Origin of the sequence: Streptomyces sp. NBC_00094, assembly GCF_026343125.1 — a bacterium.
Lineage (GTDB): Bacteria > Actinomycetota > Actinomycetes > Streptomycetales > Streptomycetaceae > Streptomyces.
Map to the genome: position 1 here is coordinate 6,671,701 of NZ_JAPEMB010000001.1, position 16,673 is coordinate 6,688,373.

Here is a 16,673-nt window from a genome sequence, read left to right on the forward strand (position 1 = left end):
CTCCCCAGGGCACCGGAGGCGCCCGGGGAGCTCAGGAGACCGCCCCAGCCCGCGGGGCGGGACTCAGCGTCGGGCATATTCGCGGAAGCCGCGACCCGTCTTGCGTCCCAGGCAGCCGGCCGCCACCAGGTGCTCCAGGAGCGGGGCCGGGGCGAGGCCCGGGTCGCGGAACTCGCGGTGCAGCACCTGCTCGATCGCGAGCGAGACGTCCAGACCGACCACGTCGAGCAGCTCGAACGGGCCCATCGGGTAGCCGCCGCCCAGCTTCATCGCGGCGTCGATGTCGTCGAGGGTCGCGTAGTGGTCCTGGACCATCTTGATCGCGTTGTTCAGGTACGGGAAGAGCAACGCGTTCACGATGAAGCCGGCGCGGTCGCCGCAGTCCACCGGGTGCTTGCGGATCTTCGCGGTGACCTCGCGGACCGTCGCGTGGACGTCGTCGGCCGTCAGGACCGTACGGACGATCTCGACCAGCTTCATCGCCGGCGCCGGGTTGAAGAAGTGCATTCCGATGACGTCCTGCGGGCGCGTGGTGGCGCGGGCACAGGCCACGACCGGCAGCGAGGACGTCGTGGTGGCGAGCACCGCGCCCGGCTTGCAGATCTTGTCGAGCCGCGCGAACAGCTCCTGCTTGACCTCCAGGTCCTCGGCGACGGCCTCGACGGCCAGGTCGACCTCGGCGAAGGCGTCGAGCGTGCCCGCCGGGGTGATCAGGGCCAGCGTGGTGTCGCGGGCCTCGGCCGTCATCCGGCCCTTGTCGACGGAGCGGGCCAGGGACTTGGCGATCCGGGCCTTGGCCGTGTCCGCCTTCTCCTGCGAGCGGGCGGCGAGGACGACCGCGTACCCGGCCTTGGCGAAGACCTCGGCGATGCCCGAGGCCATGGTGCCCGAGCCCGCGACGCCGACCGAGCGGACCTCGCGGCCGGTGGCGTCGTCGGCGGAGGCCTGCGGGGTGAGCGCGTCCCGCACCACCTCGCCGGAGCCCGGCGCCTCGTACGTGTAGAACCCGCGGCCCGCCTTGCGGCCGGTCAGCCCGGCCTCGCTGAGCTGCTTGAGGATCGGGGCGGGGGCGTGCAGCCGGTCGTGCGAGGAGGTGTACATGGCCTCCAGGACCGTACGGGCCGTGTCGACGCCGATCAGGTCGAGCAGCGCCAGCGGGCCCATCGGCAGGCCGCAGCCCAGCTTCATGGCCGCGTCGATGTCCTCGCGGGAGGCGTACTTCGCCTCGTACATGGCGGCGGCCTGGTTCAGGTAGCCGAAGAGCAGCCCGTCCGCGATGAAGCCGGCCCGGTCGCCCACCGCCACCGGCTCCTTGCCGAGGTCCTCGGCGAGCCGGGTGACGGCGTCGACGGCCCGCGGGTCGGTCAGCACGGAGGAGACCACCTCGACCAGCTTCATCGCCTGCACGGGGGCGAAGAAGTGGAGGCCGAGCACCCGCTCCGGGTGGGCCGAGTCGGCGGCGAGCCGGGTGACGGAGAGCGCGTTGGTGCCGGTGGCCACGATCGCGTCGGGCCGGACGATCCCGTCGAGCGCCCGGAAGACCTCCTGCTTCGCCTCGTACGACTCGGGCACGACCTCGATCACGAGGTCGGCCTCGGCGGCCGCCTGCAGGTCGGAGAAGGTGCGGAAGCGGGCCAGGACGTCCTGGCGCTCCTCCTCGGTGATCCGCTCACGGGCCACGGCACGGGCGGTGGAGGCCTCCAGGGCGGCGACGGCCCGGGCGGCGGCGGTGTCGTCGATGTCGATGCCGATGACCTCGCGGCCGGCCCGGGCGAGGACGTCGGCGATGCCGGTGCCCATCGTGCCGAGACCGACGACGGCGATGGTGGAGAGAGGGGTGTCCATCAGGGGACTCCAGGGAGGAAGAGTGACGACTGAGGGCCGTGCGCGTGAGGGCCGTGCACGTGAGGGCAGTGCGCGCGCGAAAAGGGGCGCGGAAAGAAGGAGGGCGATGCCCGGAAATAGGGGCTGCCCTACGAGGAGGGCGATGCCCCGGAAGAAGGGCGGGCCCTGGGAAAGGGGCGACGGACTCTGTCCCGGAGTCACATCGAAACTGCCGAACCGACGAAACGCTCACGACGGCTGCGTCACCAGGCCGTTGTGAGGAGTGCGGGGGTTACCCGCTCACCTGAGACTAACCGGCCGGTAACGAGCGCGCCAGTCCCGGGAAGTTGAGGAAGATGTGATCTGGATCGCGGATAGGGTCGGAATCATGGAAATCGCCGAGGACCCGGAATTCTGCTCGATGATCGATCGATTGCGGGAAGAGATCGAGAATGACTCCGGAGACGTCCCGGCGGCATTCGGCGAACTCGCCGGGACCGAGGACCCGGAGGAACTCCACCAGGTCCTCACCGCGCCCGGACAGCCGCTCTGGGCCCGCGAGATCGCCGCCTTCAAACTCGGACTCGCGGGCGACCCGCGCGCCTTCGAGGCGCTCGTCCTCCTCCTCAACCACCGCGACCCCGAGCGCTGCGTCACCGCCGCCCACGCCCTCGTCCGGCTCGGCGACCCGCGGACCGCCCGCGCGGCCGCCACCCTCGCCACCAACGAACTCCGGGTCGCCTACGCCCTCCTGCCGGTCCGGCTGCTCGCCGCACTCCGCGCCCCCGAGTCCGTACCGGCCCTGATCACCGTGCTCGGGCGGCGGCTTCCGGCCGACGACCCGCACTGGCGGGTCGGGCTCGCCTGCGTCGAGGGGCTCGGCGCCCTCGGCGACCCCCGGGCCCGCCCCGCCCTGGAGGCCGCGCTGCCGCACCCCCGGCTCGGCCGCGCGGCCGAGGACTCACTGAGCCGGCTCGGCACCGGCCACTGACCTCGGGCGCGGGCGCCGCCAGGAGACGGCCGGGACCAGGGTGCCGACGGCCGTACCGACCGCCGGAAGCGCCGCGAGCGCGAAGCACACCGCCGGCGGCAGGGTGCCCACCAGCAGGCCCGCAGCTCCCGTCGCCCCCGTCGCGCCCGCGTTGAACGCCGTATTCACCCAGGCGCCGGCCTGAGTGCGCCGCCCCGGCCCGGCGAACTCGTCCGCCAGCAGATAGGCGCTCGTGAGCGCGGGCGCCAGGAACAGTCCGCCGAGCGCCACCCAGCCGATCAGGACGTACGGATGCGGGGAGAGCCCCGCGACCGCCAGGACCGAGCCGAGCCCGAGCGTGAGCAGCGACAGCCGTACGGCGGTGGGCATCCGCCAGTCCACGGCGCCGTACACCAGACCGCCGACCGCGCTGCCCGCCGAGAGCGCGGCCAAAGCCCACGGCACGGCCCCGGGCAGCCGGTGCTCGTCCGCGAACGCGATCACCAGCAGGTCCACGGCGCCCAGACACGCGCCCATCGCCGCCGCGACGACCACCGCGCGCAGCACGCCGGCGCCCTGCGTTGCCCCCGTCTCCTCGGCTGTCTCGTCCTCTGAGGTCGGGGACGTCGGCTTCCGCTTTCCGCTCCGCGCCACCGGAGACGTGACGAGGGCGAGCGTGCCGACGAGGACGAGTCCGGCGCTCACCGCGAGCCCGGCCGGCGCCGACGCGTACCCGACGATCAGCCCCACCAGCAACGGGCCCGAGACGAAGAGGATCTCCTCGGCCACCGTGTCCAGGCTGTACGCGCGCCGCAGCAGGTCCCGGTCGGACAGCATCTCGCTCAACAGGGCCCGCATCACCGGGCCGAGCGGCGGGGTCAGCGTGCCCGTCGCCGCGGTGAGCAACACGAGCGCGAGTGCCGACGTTCCGCTCGTGGCCGTCGCCACCGCGAGCGCCGTGAGCAGCAGCGCGTACCCGGCGGCCAGCGGGGGCAGGATCCGGCGCGGCCCGAACCGGTCGACCAGGGCGGCACGCGCGGGCGACAGCAGGACGCTGGTGACCCCGAGCGCGGCCATGACCGTGCCGGCCACGGCGTACGAGCCGGTGCTCCCCTTGACGGAGAGGATCAGGGAGAACGGGGCCGTCCCGTTGGAGAGCCGGCCCAGGAGCGCCGCCCCGAAGGTGCGGCGTGCGTGCGGAGTTCTCAGCACCGCCGCGTACGTGGGCGCGGGGGAGTGGGCAGGGGAGGTCGCGGACATGGCGACGTACCTCGGAGTTCCTCGAAAAGGGCGCCGGGCATGGGCCTGCGGCGCCGAAGTGTGCGGGGTCGGCGGGACACCGTGCCGGGCGGGCACGGTCGTCAGGTCGCCGACGTCTACGCACAGAGGAGGAACACGCGCGTCAACTTAGCAAACGAAGATCCGCCCCGGAGCCGTCGGTCGCCGTCGCCCCGGAGCCGCCGGTCTCCCCCGCCTCGGGGACGAGGGCGAAGGCCTCGATCTCCACGAGGAGTTCCGGCCGGACCAGCGCCGACACCTGCAGCGCCGAGCTCGCCGGGAGCGGCGCCCCCGCGAAGTACGCGTCCCGGGCGTCCCGCACCGCCGGGAGGTGGGCGACGTCCGTGACGAAGTAGGTCAGCTTCACGACGTCCCCGAAACCCGCGCCGGCCGCGGCGAGGCAGCGCTCCAGGTTGGCGAAGACCTGGTGGGCCTGCGCGACCGCGTCACCCTCGCCGACCACCGCGCCGGAGGCATCGAACGCGCACTGCCCGGATATCGCGACGAAACGGCCCGACCCCCAGACGACGTGGCTGTACTGGGGGCTGGGCGCGAGCCCGTCGGGGGCGGGGATGTGGGTGAGGTGGTTCGTCATGTCCCACATCCTCGCGCACGCCACTGACAGTGCCCGCGCCCCCGGGGCTGTCGTGCCGATCAGGCCGGGGGGCGCGGGCACTTCCGGTCGGTGTGGCGGCCGTGGTCGCCGTCAGCGCACGTGGCCGAGGAGGCCGTGGAGGGTGACGCCGGTCGCCTCCGCCCGCAGGGCGCCGACCCGCTTGCCCGACCCCTCGGCCGCCTTCTCCGCGGCCTTCTCGGTCGACTTCTCGGTCGCCTTCCCCGTGGCCTTCTCGGCGGCCGGGGCGATGGGATCGGGCACCGGCTCGGGGAGCGCCTCGCAGACCGCGTCCACCTCGGCCCCGTCCTTGCCGCGCGGCACCTTGCCGGTGGCGAGATAGGTGGCCAGGTGGTCGTCGAGGCAGTCGTTCCCGCCGAGGGTCACGCCGTGGTTCCCGCCGCCCTCCTCGACGACCAGGCTGGAGCCGCGCACCAGCCGGTGCAGGGCCACGCCGCCCTCGTACGGGGTCGCCGCGTCGTCCGTCGCCTGGAGGATCAGGACCGGCGGCAGCTGGTCGTTGGTGACGTCCGGCGGGGTCAGGGACGGCACGGGCCAGAAGGCGCAGGGCGCGTTGTACCAGGCGTTGTTCCAGGTCGAGAAGGGTGCCTTGGCGTGGACGTCCCAGCTGTCCTTGCGCCAGACGCTCCAGTCGCGGGGCCAGGCCGCGTCCCGGCACTGCACGCTCGTGTAGACCGAGTAGCCGTTGTCGGCCGAGGCGTCGGCCTCCCCGTACCTCTCGTACGCCTCCGTGAGGGGCGCCGCGTCGCCGTCGTTGACGTACGAGGAGAAGGCGGTCGCGAGGCGGGGCCAGTACCCGTTGTAGTAGCCGCCGGGCAGGAAGGTGTCCTCCAGCTCGCCCGGTCCGACCTTCCCGCCGGCCGGGGCCGCGCGCAGCGCGTCGCGCATCCGGTACCAGGCGGCCTCCACCGCCGCCGGATCGGTGCCCAGCTTGTAGACGGCGTCCTGCCGGGCCACCCAGGCCATGAAGTCCTTGTGGCGGGTGTCGAAGGCGTAGTCCTGCGCGATGTTGTCCTCGTACCAGACCCCGTGCGGGTTGACGACGGAGTCGAGCGCCATGCGTCGCACCCGGTCCGGGTACAGCCGCGCGTACACCGCGCCCAGGTAGGTGCCGTACGAGTAGCCGAGGTAGTTGACCTTCGGTGCGCCCAGCGCGTGGCGGATCGCGTCCAGGTCCCGGGCGGTGCTCACGGTGTCGATGTACGGCAGGACGTCCGCGTACTTCTCGCCGCAGGCCGCGGCGAAGGTCTGGGCGCGCTCGACCGCCGTCCGCTCGCCGTCGGCGTCGCTCGGCACCGAGTCGGGGCGCACCGGCGCGAAGTGGCCCGGCAGGCAGTCGAGCGCGGGTTCGCTCCTGCCGACCCCGCGCGGGTCGAAGCCGATCACGTCGTACTCGGCGGCCACCTTCGGGGGCAGCGAGGCCGCCACGTATCCGGCCATCGTGCGCCCGCTGCCGCCGGGCCCGCCCGGGTTCACGAGCAGCGGCCCCTGGAAGGTCTTCGCGGTGTGCGGGACCTGGGTGAGGGCGAGCGTGATGCTCCGCCCGGCCGGATCGTCGTGGTTGAGCGGCACCTTCAGGGTGGCGCACTGGAGCTTCGGGTACGCCTGGGTGGCGCAGCCGGTCCAGGCGAGCGGGGGGAGCGGCCGGGGGGTGGGTTCACCGGCGCCCGCGGTGGTGGCGGGCAGGACGGTGACGGTCCCGGCGACCAGCGCTCCTGCGGCGATCAGCATTCCTGCGCGTGGGGTCATAGGGCGTCCGTGCCCCGAACGGGCCGGGGAGGGACCTGTTTCGGCGAGAGTTGACCCGAACAGAGGATGATCCGACGGCGTGTCAGGTGACCGGGCTGATGATCGGAGGAGTCGGAGCAGCCGGAGGAGTCGGAGGAGCCGGAGGAGTCGGGAGGGTTGGAGGGGCCGGAGCGGTCGGAGGGGCGCCGGCGCGGCCGCCAGGTCCGGGGTACGTCAGGTCCGGGGGCGCGTCAGGTCCGAGGGTGCGTCAGAGGAGCGTGAGCTGCTCGGGGGTGGCCGCGAGGGCGGGCTCCTCCGGTACGGGGATCCGGCGCGTCGCGCCCCGGTGGGCGGGGCCGATGCCGAACTCGGCGGCCAGCTCGTGGACCTGACGGGTGATCCGGCGTTGGTACCAGGTCGGCGCGTAGGCCCCGTCCGCGTACATCCGCTCGTACCGCCCGACCAGGCCGGGGTGGTGCTGCCGCAGCCACTGCATGAACCACTCGCGGGCGCCCGGCCGCAGATGGAGGACGAGGGGGGTGACCGAACTCGCCCCGGCCTCGGCGACCGCGCGGACCGTCGCGCGCAGCTGTTCGGGCCGGTCGCCGAGGAAGGGCACGACGGGGGCCATCAGGACCCCGCAGTCGATGCCGTGCTCGCCGAGGGTGCGGACCACGTCGAGGCGGCGCTCCGGGGACGGGGTGCCGGGTTCGATCGTGCGCCACAGCTCCCGGTCGGTGAAGCCGACGGAGACGGAGATGCCGACCTCGGTGACCCGGGCGGCCTGGGTGAGCAGCTCCAGGTCGCGGAGGAGCAGGGTGCCCTTGGTGAGGATCGAGAAGGGGTTGGCCCGGTCGCGCAAGGCGGTGAGGATGCCCGGCATCAGGCGGTAGCGGCCCTCCGCGCGCTGGTAGCAGTCGACGTTGGTGCCCATCGCGATGTGGGCGCCCTGCCAGCGGGGGGAGGCGAGCTGGCGCGCCAGCACCTCCGGCGCGTTGACCTTGACGACGATCTGCGAGTCGAAGCCGAGGCCGGTGTCGAGGTCCAGATAGCTGTGGGTCTTGCGGGCAAAACAGTAGACGCACGCGTGCGTGCAGCCTCGGTACGGGTTGACCGTCCACTCGAACGGCATCCGGGAGGCGCCGGGGACCCGGTTGAGGATCGAGCGGGCCCGCACCTCGTGGAACGTGATGCCGCGGAACTCCGGGACGTCGAAGGTGCGGGTGGTCACCGCGTCCGTACCGAACAGGCCGATGTCGGCGGGGGCGGTCGGGTTGTCGCCCAGATTGTCCCAGCGCACGGACGTCTCCTCGGTTGCTCTGCGGTCGCTCTGTCTCGTCTCTGACTCCACCCTGCGCCCAGAATAGAACACCTGTTCCCTTGATCACCGCAACCCGGATTTCGCGCCCCGGACCCCGCGTGGTTCGCTTGGCCCACACCCCCGAGGAACCACAAGCTGGAGGAAGTCAATGGCGCAGGTCGAGGCCACGACGGAACGGATCATCGCCGCGGACGCGGAGACGGTGTTCGACGCGCTGGCGGACTACAGCGGTACGCGTGCGAAGGTGCTCCCCGAGCACTTCAGCGAGTACGAGGTGCGTGAGGGCGGCGACGGCGAGGGCACCCTCGTCCACTGGAAGCTGCAGGCCACCAGCAAGCGCGTCCGTGACTGCCTCCTGGAGGTCACCGAGCCGACCGACGGACAGCTCGTCGAGAAGGACCGCAACTCCTCCATGGTCACCACCTGGACCGTGACCCCCGCCGGCGAGGGCAAGTCCCGCGCCGTCGTCACCAGTGTCTGGGACGGCGCCGGCGGCATCGGAGGCTTCTTCGAGCGGACCTTCGCGCCCAAGGGTCTCGGCCGGATCTACGACGCCGTACTCGCCAAGCTGGCGGACGAGGTCGAGAAGTAACGCCCTGAGCGTTCACCGATTCGAGTGGTTCGCCCGCACCCCCGTACCGGAGCCCCCGCGCACCGAGGGGGCGCGGGCTTCCTCGTAAACGCGCTGATGAGCGACCCAAGTGCGCCGTGCCGCCGGGTCGTTCACCGCGCGGGACGCCCCTGACCGCCACCGGCCTTCCGTACCGCCCGACTTGCTCCCGCTTCGCGCGCAATGCGAAGAATGGCGCGGCGCATACGCCGTGTCGAGGGGAGCAGGTACGTGGGTGCGATCACGCTGGTGAAAGACGCCGAGGGGGCCGAAGGCGCGGAGTCGCTCGCCACGGGTGGCCCGCCCCCCGCCGACCTCGCGTCGTCGCCCGGCACCGGAGCGGCCGCGCCTCTCGACCCCCGGCGCGTCCGGCTCGTCTTCTGCGGCCTCATGCTCGCACTGCTCCTCGCCGCGCTCGAGCAGATGATCGTGGCCACCGCCCTGCCGAAGATCGTCGGTGAACTCCAAGGCCTGGACCGGATGTCCTGGGCCATCACCGCCTACCTGCTGACCTCCACCATCGGCCTGCCGATCTACGGAAAGCTGGGCGACCTCCTCGGCCGCAAGGGCGTCTTCCTCTTCGCCATCGTCGTCTTCGTCATCGGGTCGGGCCTCGCCGGCTGGTCCCGGTCCATGGACGAACTCATCGCCTTCCGCGCGATCCAGGGAGCCGGAGCGGGCGGCCTGATGATCGGCGTCCAGGCGATCATCGCCGACATCGTCCCCGCCCGGGAACGCGGCCGGTACATGGGCCTGATCGGCGCCGCCTTCGGTCTCGCCTCCGTCGCCGGGCCCCTGCTCGGCGGCTTCTTCACCGACCACGTCTCCTGGCGCTGGTGCTTCTACTTCAACGTGCCCTTCGGGCTCGTCACCCTCGCCGTCGTCGCCGTCGTCCTCAAGCTCCCCAAGCCCACGGCACGCGCGCGCTTCGACGTCCTCGGCGCGCTGCTCCTCGCCGCCGCCTCCACCTGCCTGGTCCTGCTGACCAGTTGGGGCGGGACCGAGTACGCCTGGGGCTCCCGGGTCGTCCTCGCCCTCGCCGCAGGCGCCGTCGGAACGACCCTGCTCTTCCTGGTCGTCGAGCACGTCGCGCCCGAACCCCTCATCCCGCTCCGACTCTTCCGCGACTCCGTCTTCACCGTCACGGCCCTCGTCGGCGCCGTCGTCGGCATCGCGCTCTTCGGCGCCGCCAGCTACCTCCCCAGCTTCCTGCAGATGGTCGAGGGCGCCACCGCCACCGAGTCCGGCCTCCTGATGCTGCCCCTCATGGGCGGGATCGTCATCGCGTCCGTCGTCTCCGGCCAACTCATCAGCCGCACCGGCCACTACAAGATCTACCCGGTGGTCGGCGGGGCCGTCTCCGTCCTCGGCATGTGGTTGCTCTCCCGCATGGACACCGAGACCCCGCGCCTCCAGCACAGCCTCTGGCAGGCCGTCCTCGGCACCGGCATCGGGCTCGTCATGCCGGTGCTCGTGCTCGCCGTGCAGAACTCCGTACGCCCCTCCGACCTCGGCACCGCCACCAGCGCCCACAACTACTTCCGCCAGATCGGCGGCAGCGTCGGCGCCGCGATCTTCGGCACGCTCTTCGCCTCCCGGCTCGACGACGCCCTCGGCGACCGGCTCGCCGGGGTGACGGCCCAGGGAGGCGCCGCCGCGTCCCTGCCGCCGGCCGAGTCGATCACCCCGCAGTCGGTGCACACCCTGCCGCCCGCCCTGCGCGACGCCTACATCCAGGCCTACGCGGACGCGATGCCGCGCATCTTCCTCTACCTCGTGCCGGTCCTCGTGCTCGGCCTCGTCCTCGCCTTCTTCCTCAAGGAGAAACCGCTGGTGTCCCACCACAGCCCGCTCACCGAGGCCACCGAGGCCACCGACTTCGGCGGCACCCAGGCGGTCCCCCACGCCCGGCACGCGGCCCCCGCCCCCTCTCCGGCGGGGCCCACCCACTCCGGGGTCCCCGTCTGCGGCACCGTCCAGCACCACGACGGCAGCCGGGTGCCCAGGGCCGCCCTCACCCTCATCGACGTCCAGGGGCGCCAGGTCGGGCGCGGCGCGAGCGGCGAGGACGGGCGGTACGCGCTGAGCGTGCCCGACCGGGGCTCGTACGTGCTCATCGCGGCGGCCGGCGGGCACCAGCCCCAGGCCGTCTCCGTCACCGTCGGCGACCGGCCGGTGGAGCTCGACGTCGTCCTCGGCGGCGCCGGGCGGCTCGCGGGCAGCGTCGTCACCGCCGACGGGACGCCCGTCCGGGACGCGGCCGTCACCCTGACCGACGTACGCGGGGAGGTCGTCGCCTCCACCCGCAGCGGGCGCGAGGGCGGGTACGTCATCACCGAGCTGGTCGCCGGCGAGTACACGCTCGCCGCCAGCGCCCCCGCCTTCCGGCCCGCCGCGCTCCCGGTGAGCGTCCAGTCCTCCCGCGAGACCCGCCAGGACATCGAGCTGGCCGGCGGCGCGGTGCTGCGCGGCACGGTACGGGCCGGGGGCGGGCGCCCGGTCGAGGACGCCCGCGTCACCCTCCTCGACGCGGCCGGCAACGTCATGGACACCCTCACCACCGGGCCCGACGGCACCTTCCGGTTCGTGGACCTGTCCTCCGGCGAGTACACGGTCATCGCCGCCGGGTACCCGCCCGTCGCGACCGTCCTGCAGATGGCCGGCGGGGGCCGCACCGAGCGCGACCTGCAGCTCGGCCACCAGGACTGAGGGGGCCTCTTCCGGACGTCAGGAGGTGGTCGACGCCTTGCGCAGCGCGCTGATGCAGGTGCCGATCGCCTCCTGGAGGGCTTCGAGGCGCTGGAGCATGTCGGCCTCGTAGATGTCCTCCTCCATCACCTCGTCCAGGGTCAGCTCCTCGAAGACCTTCGTCGCCTTCTGCAGGCTGTTGTAGAACTTGGTGCGCCGCTCCTGGACGCGCAGCGTCGGATCCTCCTCGACCGCCTTGGCGACCAGACCCTTCACCGCGTCGTAGGCCTCACCGGCCCACTCGCCCGCCTCCTCGGAGTCGTCGAGCTCGTCGATGAGCGACAGGTGCCGCTCGGCCTCCGCGCGCAGCTCGGCCGGAGCCTCCACCGTCTGCCCGGCCGGGGTCTTGATCTGGCCGTTCTCGACGATCTGCCGCACGTACCCGATGCGGTCGGCGGCCTTCGCCTCGCTCGCCACCGCCTTCTTCAGGTCGTCGGTACGGGCGATGGCCCGGGCCATCTCGGTCTGGAGGGCCGGGTCGTCCTTCATGCGGTCGAGCAGCGCACCGCGCGCCGCCTCCGCCGTCCCCGGGTCGGCGAGGATCGCGGCCCGCAGGGCCGTCGGGTTCTCGGCGACCTCCAGGGCCTTCGTCGGCCGGATGCCCTCGGCCTCGGCCGCCGCGCTGATCGCCTGGCCGCGCACGGAGGAGGCGCTGTTGCGGGAGGTGTAGTACGAGAGCCAGACGTCCGCGTCGGGCAGCTCCACGTCCTCGCCGGGCACCAGGACCTCGAACTGCGGGACCAGGCCGTCGTCGGCCGCCATGTCCCAGGCCTTGTAGTAGCGCATGACCCGCTCGGGCGAGCACCCCGCGAGCGCGGCGAAGGCCTTCGCCGACACCTTCGCGGCGGCCGTGCCCTCGGCGGGCTGGCCGCCGGGGCGCACGCTCCGCGCGACCTTGAGCGCGAAGGCCCAGCCACCGGTCCGCGCGTAGACGCCGAAGTCGTGGGCGTCGCGGACGACGACGGGGTCGTGCGCGTCCGACGACTCGGGCTCCGGCTCCTGCTCCCACTCCTCGACCTCGGGTGCGGGCTCGGATTCGGCCTCGGGCGCGGATTCGGCCTCGGCCTCGGGCGCCTCCGGCTCGGGCGCCGACGGCACCCAGAACTCCGGCTCCGAGATCGCTGCAGGCGCTGCCTCGGGAGCGGCGGCCTCGCGCTCTTCGGCGGACGTTTCGGACGGGGTGATGGCGATGGTCACCGAGAGCTCTCCGGAAGGTCGGGTACGACAACTGCGGCCGACAGCCTATACGCACACCTTGGCGATATTTCGCCCTATTCGAGCCATCGTTGAGAAACCCGGTCATGAGAAACCCGGTCATGAGAAACCCGGTCATGAGAAACCCGGTCATGAGAACCCGGTCATGCGTCCGGTGACGAGGGCCCGGTCATGAGCGCCCGGTAATTCGGTGGCGGGTCGGGCGGTCCGGCGGGCAGGATGCTCCCATGACCTCTGGAATCGAGCTCCACCCCGCGCGTTGAGCGCCCCGCACGAGCGCTCGACGCTCGCCCCCTCCCTCTTCGCGTACGCCCGGGACCTCCGGCGCGCGGAAACCGGCGGGCCCCGGCCCGAGGGCGGGCATCCCCTGCCCGACAGCGCACGCCCACCGAGACCGCGACGCGTCGGCCGTGACCATCACGAGGCCCGGACCGCCGTCACCGACGTCCTCCTCTCGCTGCTCGCGGACCCGGACGGGCAGCGGGCGGCAGTCGAGGCCCATCGGGCCATCGCCGCGACGGGGGTCCGTGACAGGACCGTCTTCGCGGCGGCCGCCGCCCTGCCACCACCCGACGACCCCACGGACCGGGCCCGGGCCAGGGCGCTCGGCCGGTGCCTGACCCGTGACGGGACCACCACCGTCAGCGTGGCCGCCGGCCTCGGACTCCTCGCCCGGCTCGGCGAGCCCGAGGACGTGCCGTACCTCCGCACCCTCGGCGTACTCCAAGGCCTCCACCGAGAGGTCGTCACCACGCTCACACCCCTGGACCGGAGGACCGCCGCGTTCGTGGGGCTGATCCACCGCGTCCGCGGGGACGAGCTGCGCGCGCTCGTCGGCGCCCTGGCCGCCGAGGACGCGGAGGCCGTACGCGACCGGTTCCTGGAGATCCCGACCGGGCCCCGGTGCCTCGGGCCCGAGCTCGCCCGGCAGGTCGCCGAGGCCGTCGGTCTCGCGGGGCTCCTCCGGTGCGACCCGGACCGTCCCGGGCTGCTCGCGCAGGCGGTCCGCACGCTGGTCCCGATGACCGGTCTCAGGGGCTACGAGGCCGAGATCCTTCGGTACGAAGAGGCCGTCGCCCTGTACGAGACGGTGGCCGCCCACGCCCACCGGCTGCCCCGCGACCTCGACCACCGGGCCGCTCTCGTCTCCCTCGCCCTCGACCTGCACAGCGGCGCCGGGCACCTCCTGGCCTGGGCGGAGGGGCGGCGCGAGGAACTGCTCGACACCCTCCTGGCGGTGGTGGGGGACCCGGACGACCCGACCGTCGTCACGCCCGGCAACCCGGCCGCGCGGCGGCGCGCCGACTGGATCCGCCGCACGGTGCGGCAGCTCCGTACAGCCCGCCGTTTCTCCACGGACCGCCGTGAGGGCCCCGTCGGCACACCCCGGCTGCGCATCGAGGTCGCCGTCGCCGATCCCGCCGAACCGGACGTCGTCGAGACCCGCTTCCTGATCGACGGGCGCCCCCTCGTCCCCGAGGCCTTCGGCCGGGGCCCCGGCGATACGCCCGAACGGCTTCTCGACGGGGGCGGCCTGCGGGCCGCGCCCGAGCCCCGCGACGTGCGGCTCGCCGAGGCCTACTGCACCGAGGGCTGCTGCGGCGCGCTGTACGTCACCGTGCGACGCGAGGGCGCCCACGTCGTCTGGGACGGCTGGCGACGGCCGCGCGCGCTGAGCGGACTGCCGGAACTCCCCGCGTACCGCTTCGACGCCGTCGCGTACGACGCCGAGATCGCCCGCGCGGAGACCGACCAGGGCTGGACCTGGCCGGCCCGCCGCACGGCCCGGCTGATCGCCGCGGGACTGCGCGACCGGCCGGAGCGGCTCACCCGATGGGGGCTCCGGCAGGGGTGGATCGCCACGGAGTTCGACGCGCCGGACACGACCGTGGTCACCTTCACGGGCCCGCCCCTGACCACCGACGGAACGCCCGAGCGGGAGGGGGAGCCGAGACAGTTCCTGTGGCGCGTCCCGGACGACGGCACCCCGCCCGAGGAACAGGCGGCCGCGGCCCTGCGCCGCCTGGCGGAAGGCGATCCCCGGAGGTATCCGGAACTCCGGGGGTGACCCGTACCGCCGTCCCGGTGACCGCCATTGGTCCACTCCAACGGCGGTTATCCACAGGGGTGGTAGGGGCGTCGGGCGGCGCGTACGGTGCCAGACATGAAGATCCTCATCAGTGCCGACATGGAGGGCGCGACCGGTGTGACCTGGCCCGCCGACGTGCTGCCCGGTACGCCCCAGTGGGAGCGCTGCCGCTCGATGTTCACGTCCGACGTGAACGCGGCGGTGCTGGGCTTCTTCGACGGCGGGGCCGACGAGGTCCTCATCAACGAGGCGCACTGGAGCATGCGGAACCTGCTCCTGGAGCGGCTCGACGAGCGCGCCGAGATGCTCACCGGACGGCACAAGTCGCTGTCGATGGTGGAGGGCGTGCAGCACGGGGACGTCGACGGGATCGCCTTCGTCGGCTACCACACGGGCGCCGGCACCGAAGGGGTCCTCGCGCACACCTACCTCGCCAACTCGATCACGGGCGTCTGGCTGAACGGCGAGCGGGCGAGCGAGGGCCTGCTCAACGCCCATGTGGTGGCCGAGTACGGAGTCCCGGTCGTGCTCGTCACCGGCGACGACCTGACCTGCGAGGACGCCCTCGGGTACGCGCCCGAGGCCCGCAAGGTCGCCGTCAAGGACCATGTCTCCCGGTACGCGGCGGTGTGCCGCACCCCGGCCAGGACCGCCGCCGACATCAGAGCGGCGGCGAAGGACGCGACCGCCCTCGCCGTCCGGCACGAACCGGTCCGTGGCGGACCGTTCACGGTGGAGCTGGAGTTCGACGCCGAGCACCTGGGAGCGGCCGCGACGGTGGTTCCCGGCGTGGCGCGGAGCGGCGAGCGGCGCGTCGCGTACACCGGGGAGACGATGTACGAGGCAATTCGCACGTTCAAGGCGGTCACGACCATCGTCTCGGCCGCGGTGGAGGAGCAGTATGGCTGAGGAGGTCCGGGGTCCGGACACGACGGCGCTCGACGAGGTGGTCACCTTCACCTCCGAGCTCATCCGCATCGACACCACCAACCGGGGCGGCGGCGACTGCCGCGAACGGCCCGCCGCCGAGTACGTCGCCGAGCGGCTCGCCGCCGCCGGCATCGAACCGGCGCTCCTGGAGCGGACCCCCGGCCGCACCAACGTCGTGGCGCGCATCCCCGGCACCGATCCCTCGGCCGACGCGCTCCTCGTCCACGGCCACCTGGACGTGGTCCCCGCGGACCCCGCCGAGTGGACCGTGCACCCCTTCTCCGGAGAGATCCGCGACGGGGTCGTGTGGGGGCGCGGCGCCGTCGACATGAAGAACATGGACGCGATGGTCCTGGCCGTCGTCCGCGCCTGGGCCCGGCAGGGCGTCCGTCCGCGCCGCGACATCGTCCTCGCCTACACCGCCGACGAGGAGGCCAGCGCCGAGGACGGCTCCGGCTTCCTGGCCGACCGGCACGCCGCACTCTTCGAGGGCTGTACGGAGGGCATCAGCGAGTCCGGGGCGTTCAGCTTCCATCCGCAGCCCGGCACCACTCTCTATCCGATCGCGGCGGGTGAACGCGGCACCGCCTGGCTCAAGCTGACCGCCCACGGCCGGGCGGGCCACGGCTCCAAGGTCAACACGGCCAACGCGGTCACCCGCCTCGCCTCCGCCGTCGCCCGGATCGGCGCGCACACCTGGCCGGTCCGCCTCACCACCACGGTCCGGGCCGCCCTCAGCGAACTCGCCGCGCTGTACGGCATCGATGTCGACACGAGCGCCGCCGACCTCGACGTGGACCTCCTCCTCGACAAGCTCGGCCCCGCCGCCGCGCTGGTCGCGCCGACCGTCCGCAACAGCGCCAACCCGACGATGCTGAAGGCCGGTTACAAGGTCAACGTCATCCCCGGGCAGGCCGTCGCCTACATCGACGGGCGGACGCTGCCGGGCGGAGAGGAGGAGTTCGCCGCGACCATGGACCTGCTCACCGGGCCCGACGTGGAGTGGGAGTTCCACCATCGCGAGGTCTCCCTGGAGGCGCCGGTCGACTCGCCGACCTTCGCCAAGCTCCGGGCCGCCGTCGAGCGCTTCGACCCGGCCGGACACGTCGTGCCGTTCACGATGTCCGGTGGCACCGACGCGAAGCAGTTCTCCCGGCTCGGTATCACCGGCTACGGTTTCTCACCGCTCCGGCTGCCGCCGGAGCTCGACTACGGGGCGCTCTTCCACGGCGTCGACGAACGCGTCCCGGTGGACGCCCTGCACTTCGGTGTCCGGGTGCTCGACCATTACCTGAAGTCCGCGTAGGACCGTGACAGGGGGAGGAG

At 73.1% G+C, this 16,673-nt stretch carries 12 protein-coding genes; 6 read left to right on the plus strand and 6 right to left on the minus strand.

From position 1 onward, the window contains the following. Positions 1 to 63 precede the first annotated feature (63 nt). Positions 64 to 1,845, minus strand: a complete 1,782-nt coding sequence (locus OG580_RS29700; RefSeq protein WP_267046715.1) for a 3-hydroxyacyl-CoA dehydrogenase family protein — start codon at positions 1,843 to 1,845, stop codon at positions 64 to 66. A gap of 367 nt (positions 1,846 to 2,212) precedes the next feature. Between OG580_RS29700 and OG580_RS29705 the strand changes: the two genes are divergently transcribed. Beyond that, positions 2,213 to 2,815 carry a HEAT repeat domain-containing protein gene (locus tag OG580_RS29705; protein WP_267046716.1) on the plus strand — a complete coding sequence of 201 codons (603 nt, stop codon included), beginning with the start codon at positions 2,213 to 2,215 and terminating at the stop codon, positions 2,813 to 2,815. On the opposite strand, the gene OG580_RS29710 is transcribed toward OG580_RS29705, so the two are convergent. From OG580_RS29710 to OG580_RS29725, 4 genes are all read right to left on the minus strand, one after another. Next, positions 2,786 to 4,054, minus strand: coding sequence for an MFS transporter (locus tag OG580_RS29710; protein WP_267046717.1), 1,269 nt, complete (start codon positions 4,052 to 4,054; stop codon positions 2,786 to 2,788). The genes OG580_RS29705 and OG580_RS29710 overlap by 30 nt on opposite strands. Positions 4,055 to 4,196: 142 nt before the next feature. Beyond that, entirely contained in the window at positions 4,197 to 4,667 is a 471-nt protein-coding gene (locus OG580_RS29715) for a RidA family protein (protein WP_267046718.1), read from the minus strand. A 111-nt stretch (positions 4,668 to 4,778) separates the two neighbouring features. Further along, on the minus strand, positions 4,779 to 6,455 hold the full coding sequence (locus tag OG580_RS29720) for an alpha/beta hydrolase (RefSeq protein WP_267046719.1): 1,677 nt from the start codon (positions 6,453 to 6,455) through the stop codon (positions 4,779 to 4,781). Between the two features lie 247 nt (positions 6,456 to 6,702). Further along, positions 6,703 to 7,734 (minus strand): Rv2578c family radical SAM protein, encoded by a 1,032-nt coding sequence (locus OG580_RS29725; protein WP_267046720.1) that lies wholly within the window; start codon positions 7,732 to 7,734, stop codon positions 6,703 to 6,705. 169 nt (positions 7,735 to 7,903) lie between these two features. Here OG580_RS29725 and OG580_RS29730 point away from each other — a divergent pair, with 169 nt between their 5' ends. Both OG580_RS29730 and OG580_RS29735 read left to right on the plus strand, forming a co-directional pair. Further along, on the plus strand, positions 7,904 to 8,347 hold the full coding sequence (locus tag OG580_RS29730) for an SRPBCC family protein (protein WP_267046721.1): 444 nt from the start codon (positions 7,904 to 7,906) through the stop codon (positions 8,345 to 8,347). Between the two features lie 249 nt (positions 8,348 to 8,596). Then, positions 8,597 to 11,074 carry an MFS transporter gene (locus tag OG580_RS29735; protein WP_267046722.1) on the plus strand — a complete coding sequence of 826 codons (2,478 nt, stop codon included), beginning with the start codon at positions 8,597 to 8,599 and terminating at the stop codon, positions 11,072 to 11,074. Between the two features lie 18 nt (positions 11,075 to 11,092). Here OG580_RS29735 and OG580_RS29740 read toward each other — a convergent pair whose 3' ends face one another. Then, positions 11,093 to 12,310, minus strand: coding sequence for a hypothetical protein (locus OG580_RS29740; protein WP_267046723.1), 1,218 nt, complete (start codon positions 12,308 to 12,310; stop codon positions 11,093 to 11,095). Positions 12,311 to 12,587: 277 nt separating this feature from the next. Between OG580_RS29740 and OG580_RS29745 the strand changes: the two genes are divergently transcribed. The 3 genes from OG580_RS29745 (at position 12,588) to OG580_RS29755 (ending at position 16,653) form a co-directional block, all read left to right on the plus strand. Further along, complete coding sequence (locus OG580_RS29745; RefSeq protein WP_267046724.1) at positions 12,588 to 14,396, plus strand: hypothetical protein; 1,809 nt, start codon at positions 12,588 to 12,590, stop codon at positions 14,394 to 14,396. 96 nt (positions 14,397 to 14,492) lie between these two features. Next, complete coding sequence (locus OG580_RS29750) at positions 14,493 to 15,326, plus strand: M55 family metallopeptidase (RefSeq protein ID WP_267046725.1); 834 nt, start codon at positions 14,493 to 14,495, stop codon at positions 15,324 to 15,326. Then, positions 15,319 to 16,653, plus strand: a complete 1,335-nt coding sequence (locus tag OG580_RS29755) for a M20/M25/M40 family metallo-hydrolase (RefSeq protein ID WP_267046726.1) — start codon at positions 15,319 to 15,321, stop codon at positions 16,651 to 16,653. The genes OG580_RS29750 and OG580_RS29755 overlap by 8 nt, the downstream gene beginning before the upstream one ends. The last annotated feature ends 20 nt before the right edge of the window (positions 16,654 to 16,673 follow it).

Excerpts from the sequence above, each read along its gene's own strand:
- OG580_RS29700 (WP_267046715.1), bottom strand. The coding sequence starts at position 1,845 with ATGGACACCCCTCTCTCCACCATCGCCGTCGTCGGTCTCGGCACGATG.
- OG580_RS29705 (WP_267046716.1), top strand. The coding sequence starts at position 2,213 with ATGGAAATCGCCGAGGACCCGGAATTCTGCTCGATGATCGATCGATTG.
- OG580_RS29710 (WP_267046717.1), bottom strand. The coding sequence starts at position 4,054 with ATGTCCGCGACCTCCCCTGCCCACTCCCCCGCGCCCACGTACGCGGCG.
- OG580_RS29715 (WP_267046718.1), bottom strand. The coding sequence starts at position 4,667 with ATGACGAACCACCTCACCCACATCCCCGCCCCCGACGGGCTCGCGCCC.
- OG580_RS29720 (WP_267046719.1), bottom strand. The coding sequence starts at position 6,455 with ATGACCCCACGCGCAGGAATGCTGATCGCCGCAGGAGCGCTGGTCGCC.
- OG580_RS29730 (WP_267046721.1), top strand. The coding sequence starts at position 7,904 with ATGGCGCAGGTCGAGGCCACGACGGAACGGATCATCGCCGCGGACGCG.
- OG580_RS29750 (WP_267046725.1), top strand. The coding sequence starts at position 14,493 with ATGAAGATCCTCATCAGTGCCGACATGGAGGGCGCGACCGGTGTGACC.
- OG580_RS29755 (WP_267046726.1), top strand. The coding sequence starts at position 15,319 with ATGGCTGAGGAGGTCCGGGGTCCGGACACGACGGCGCTCGACGAGGTG.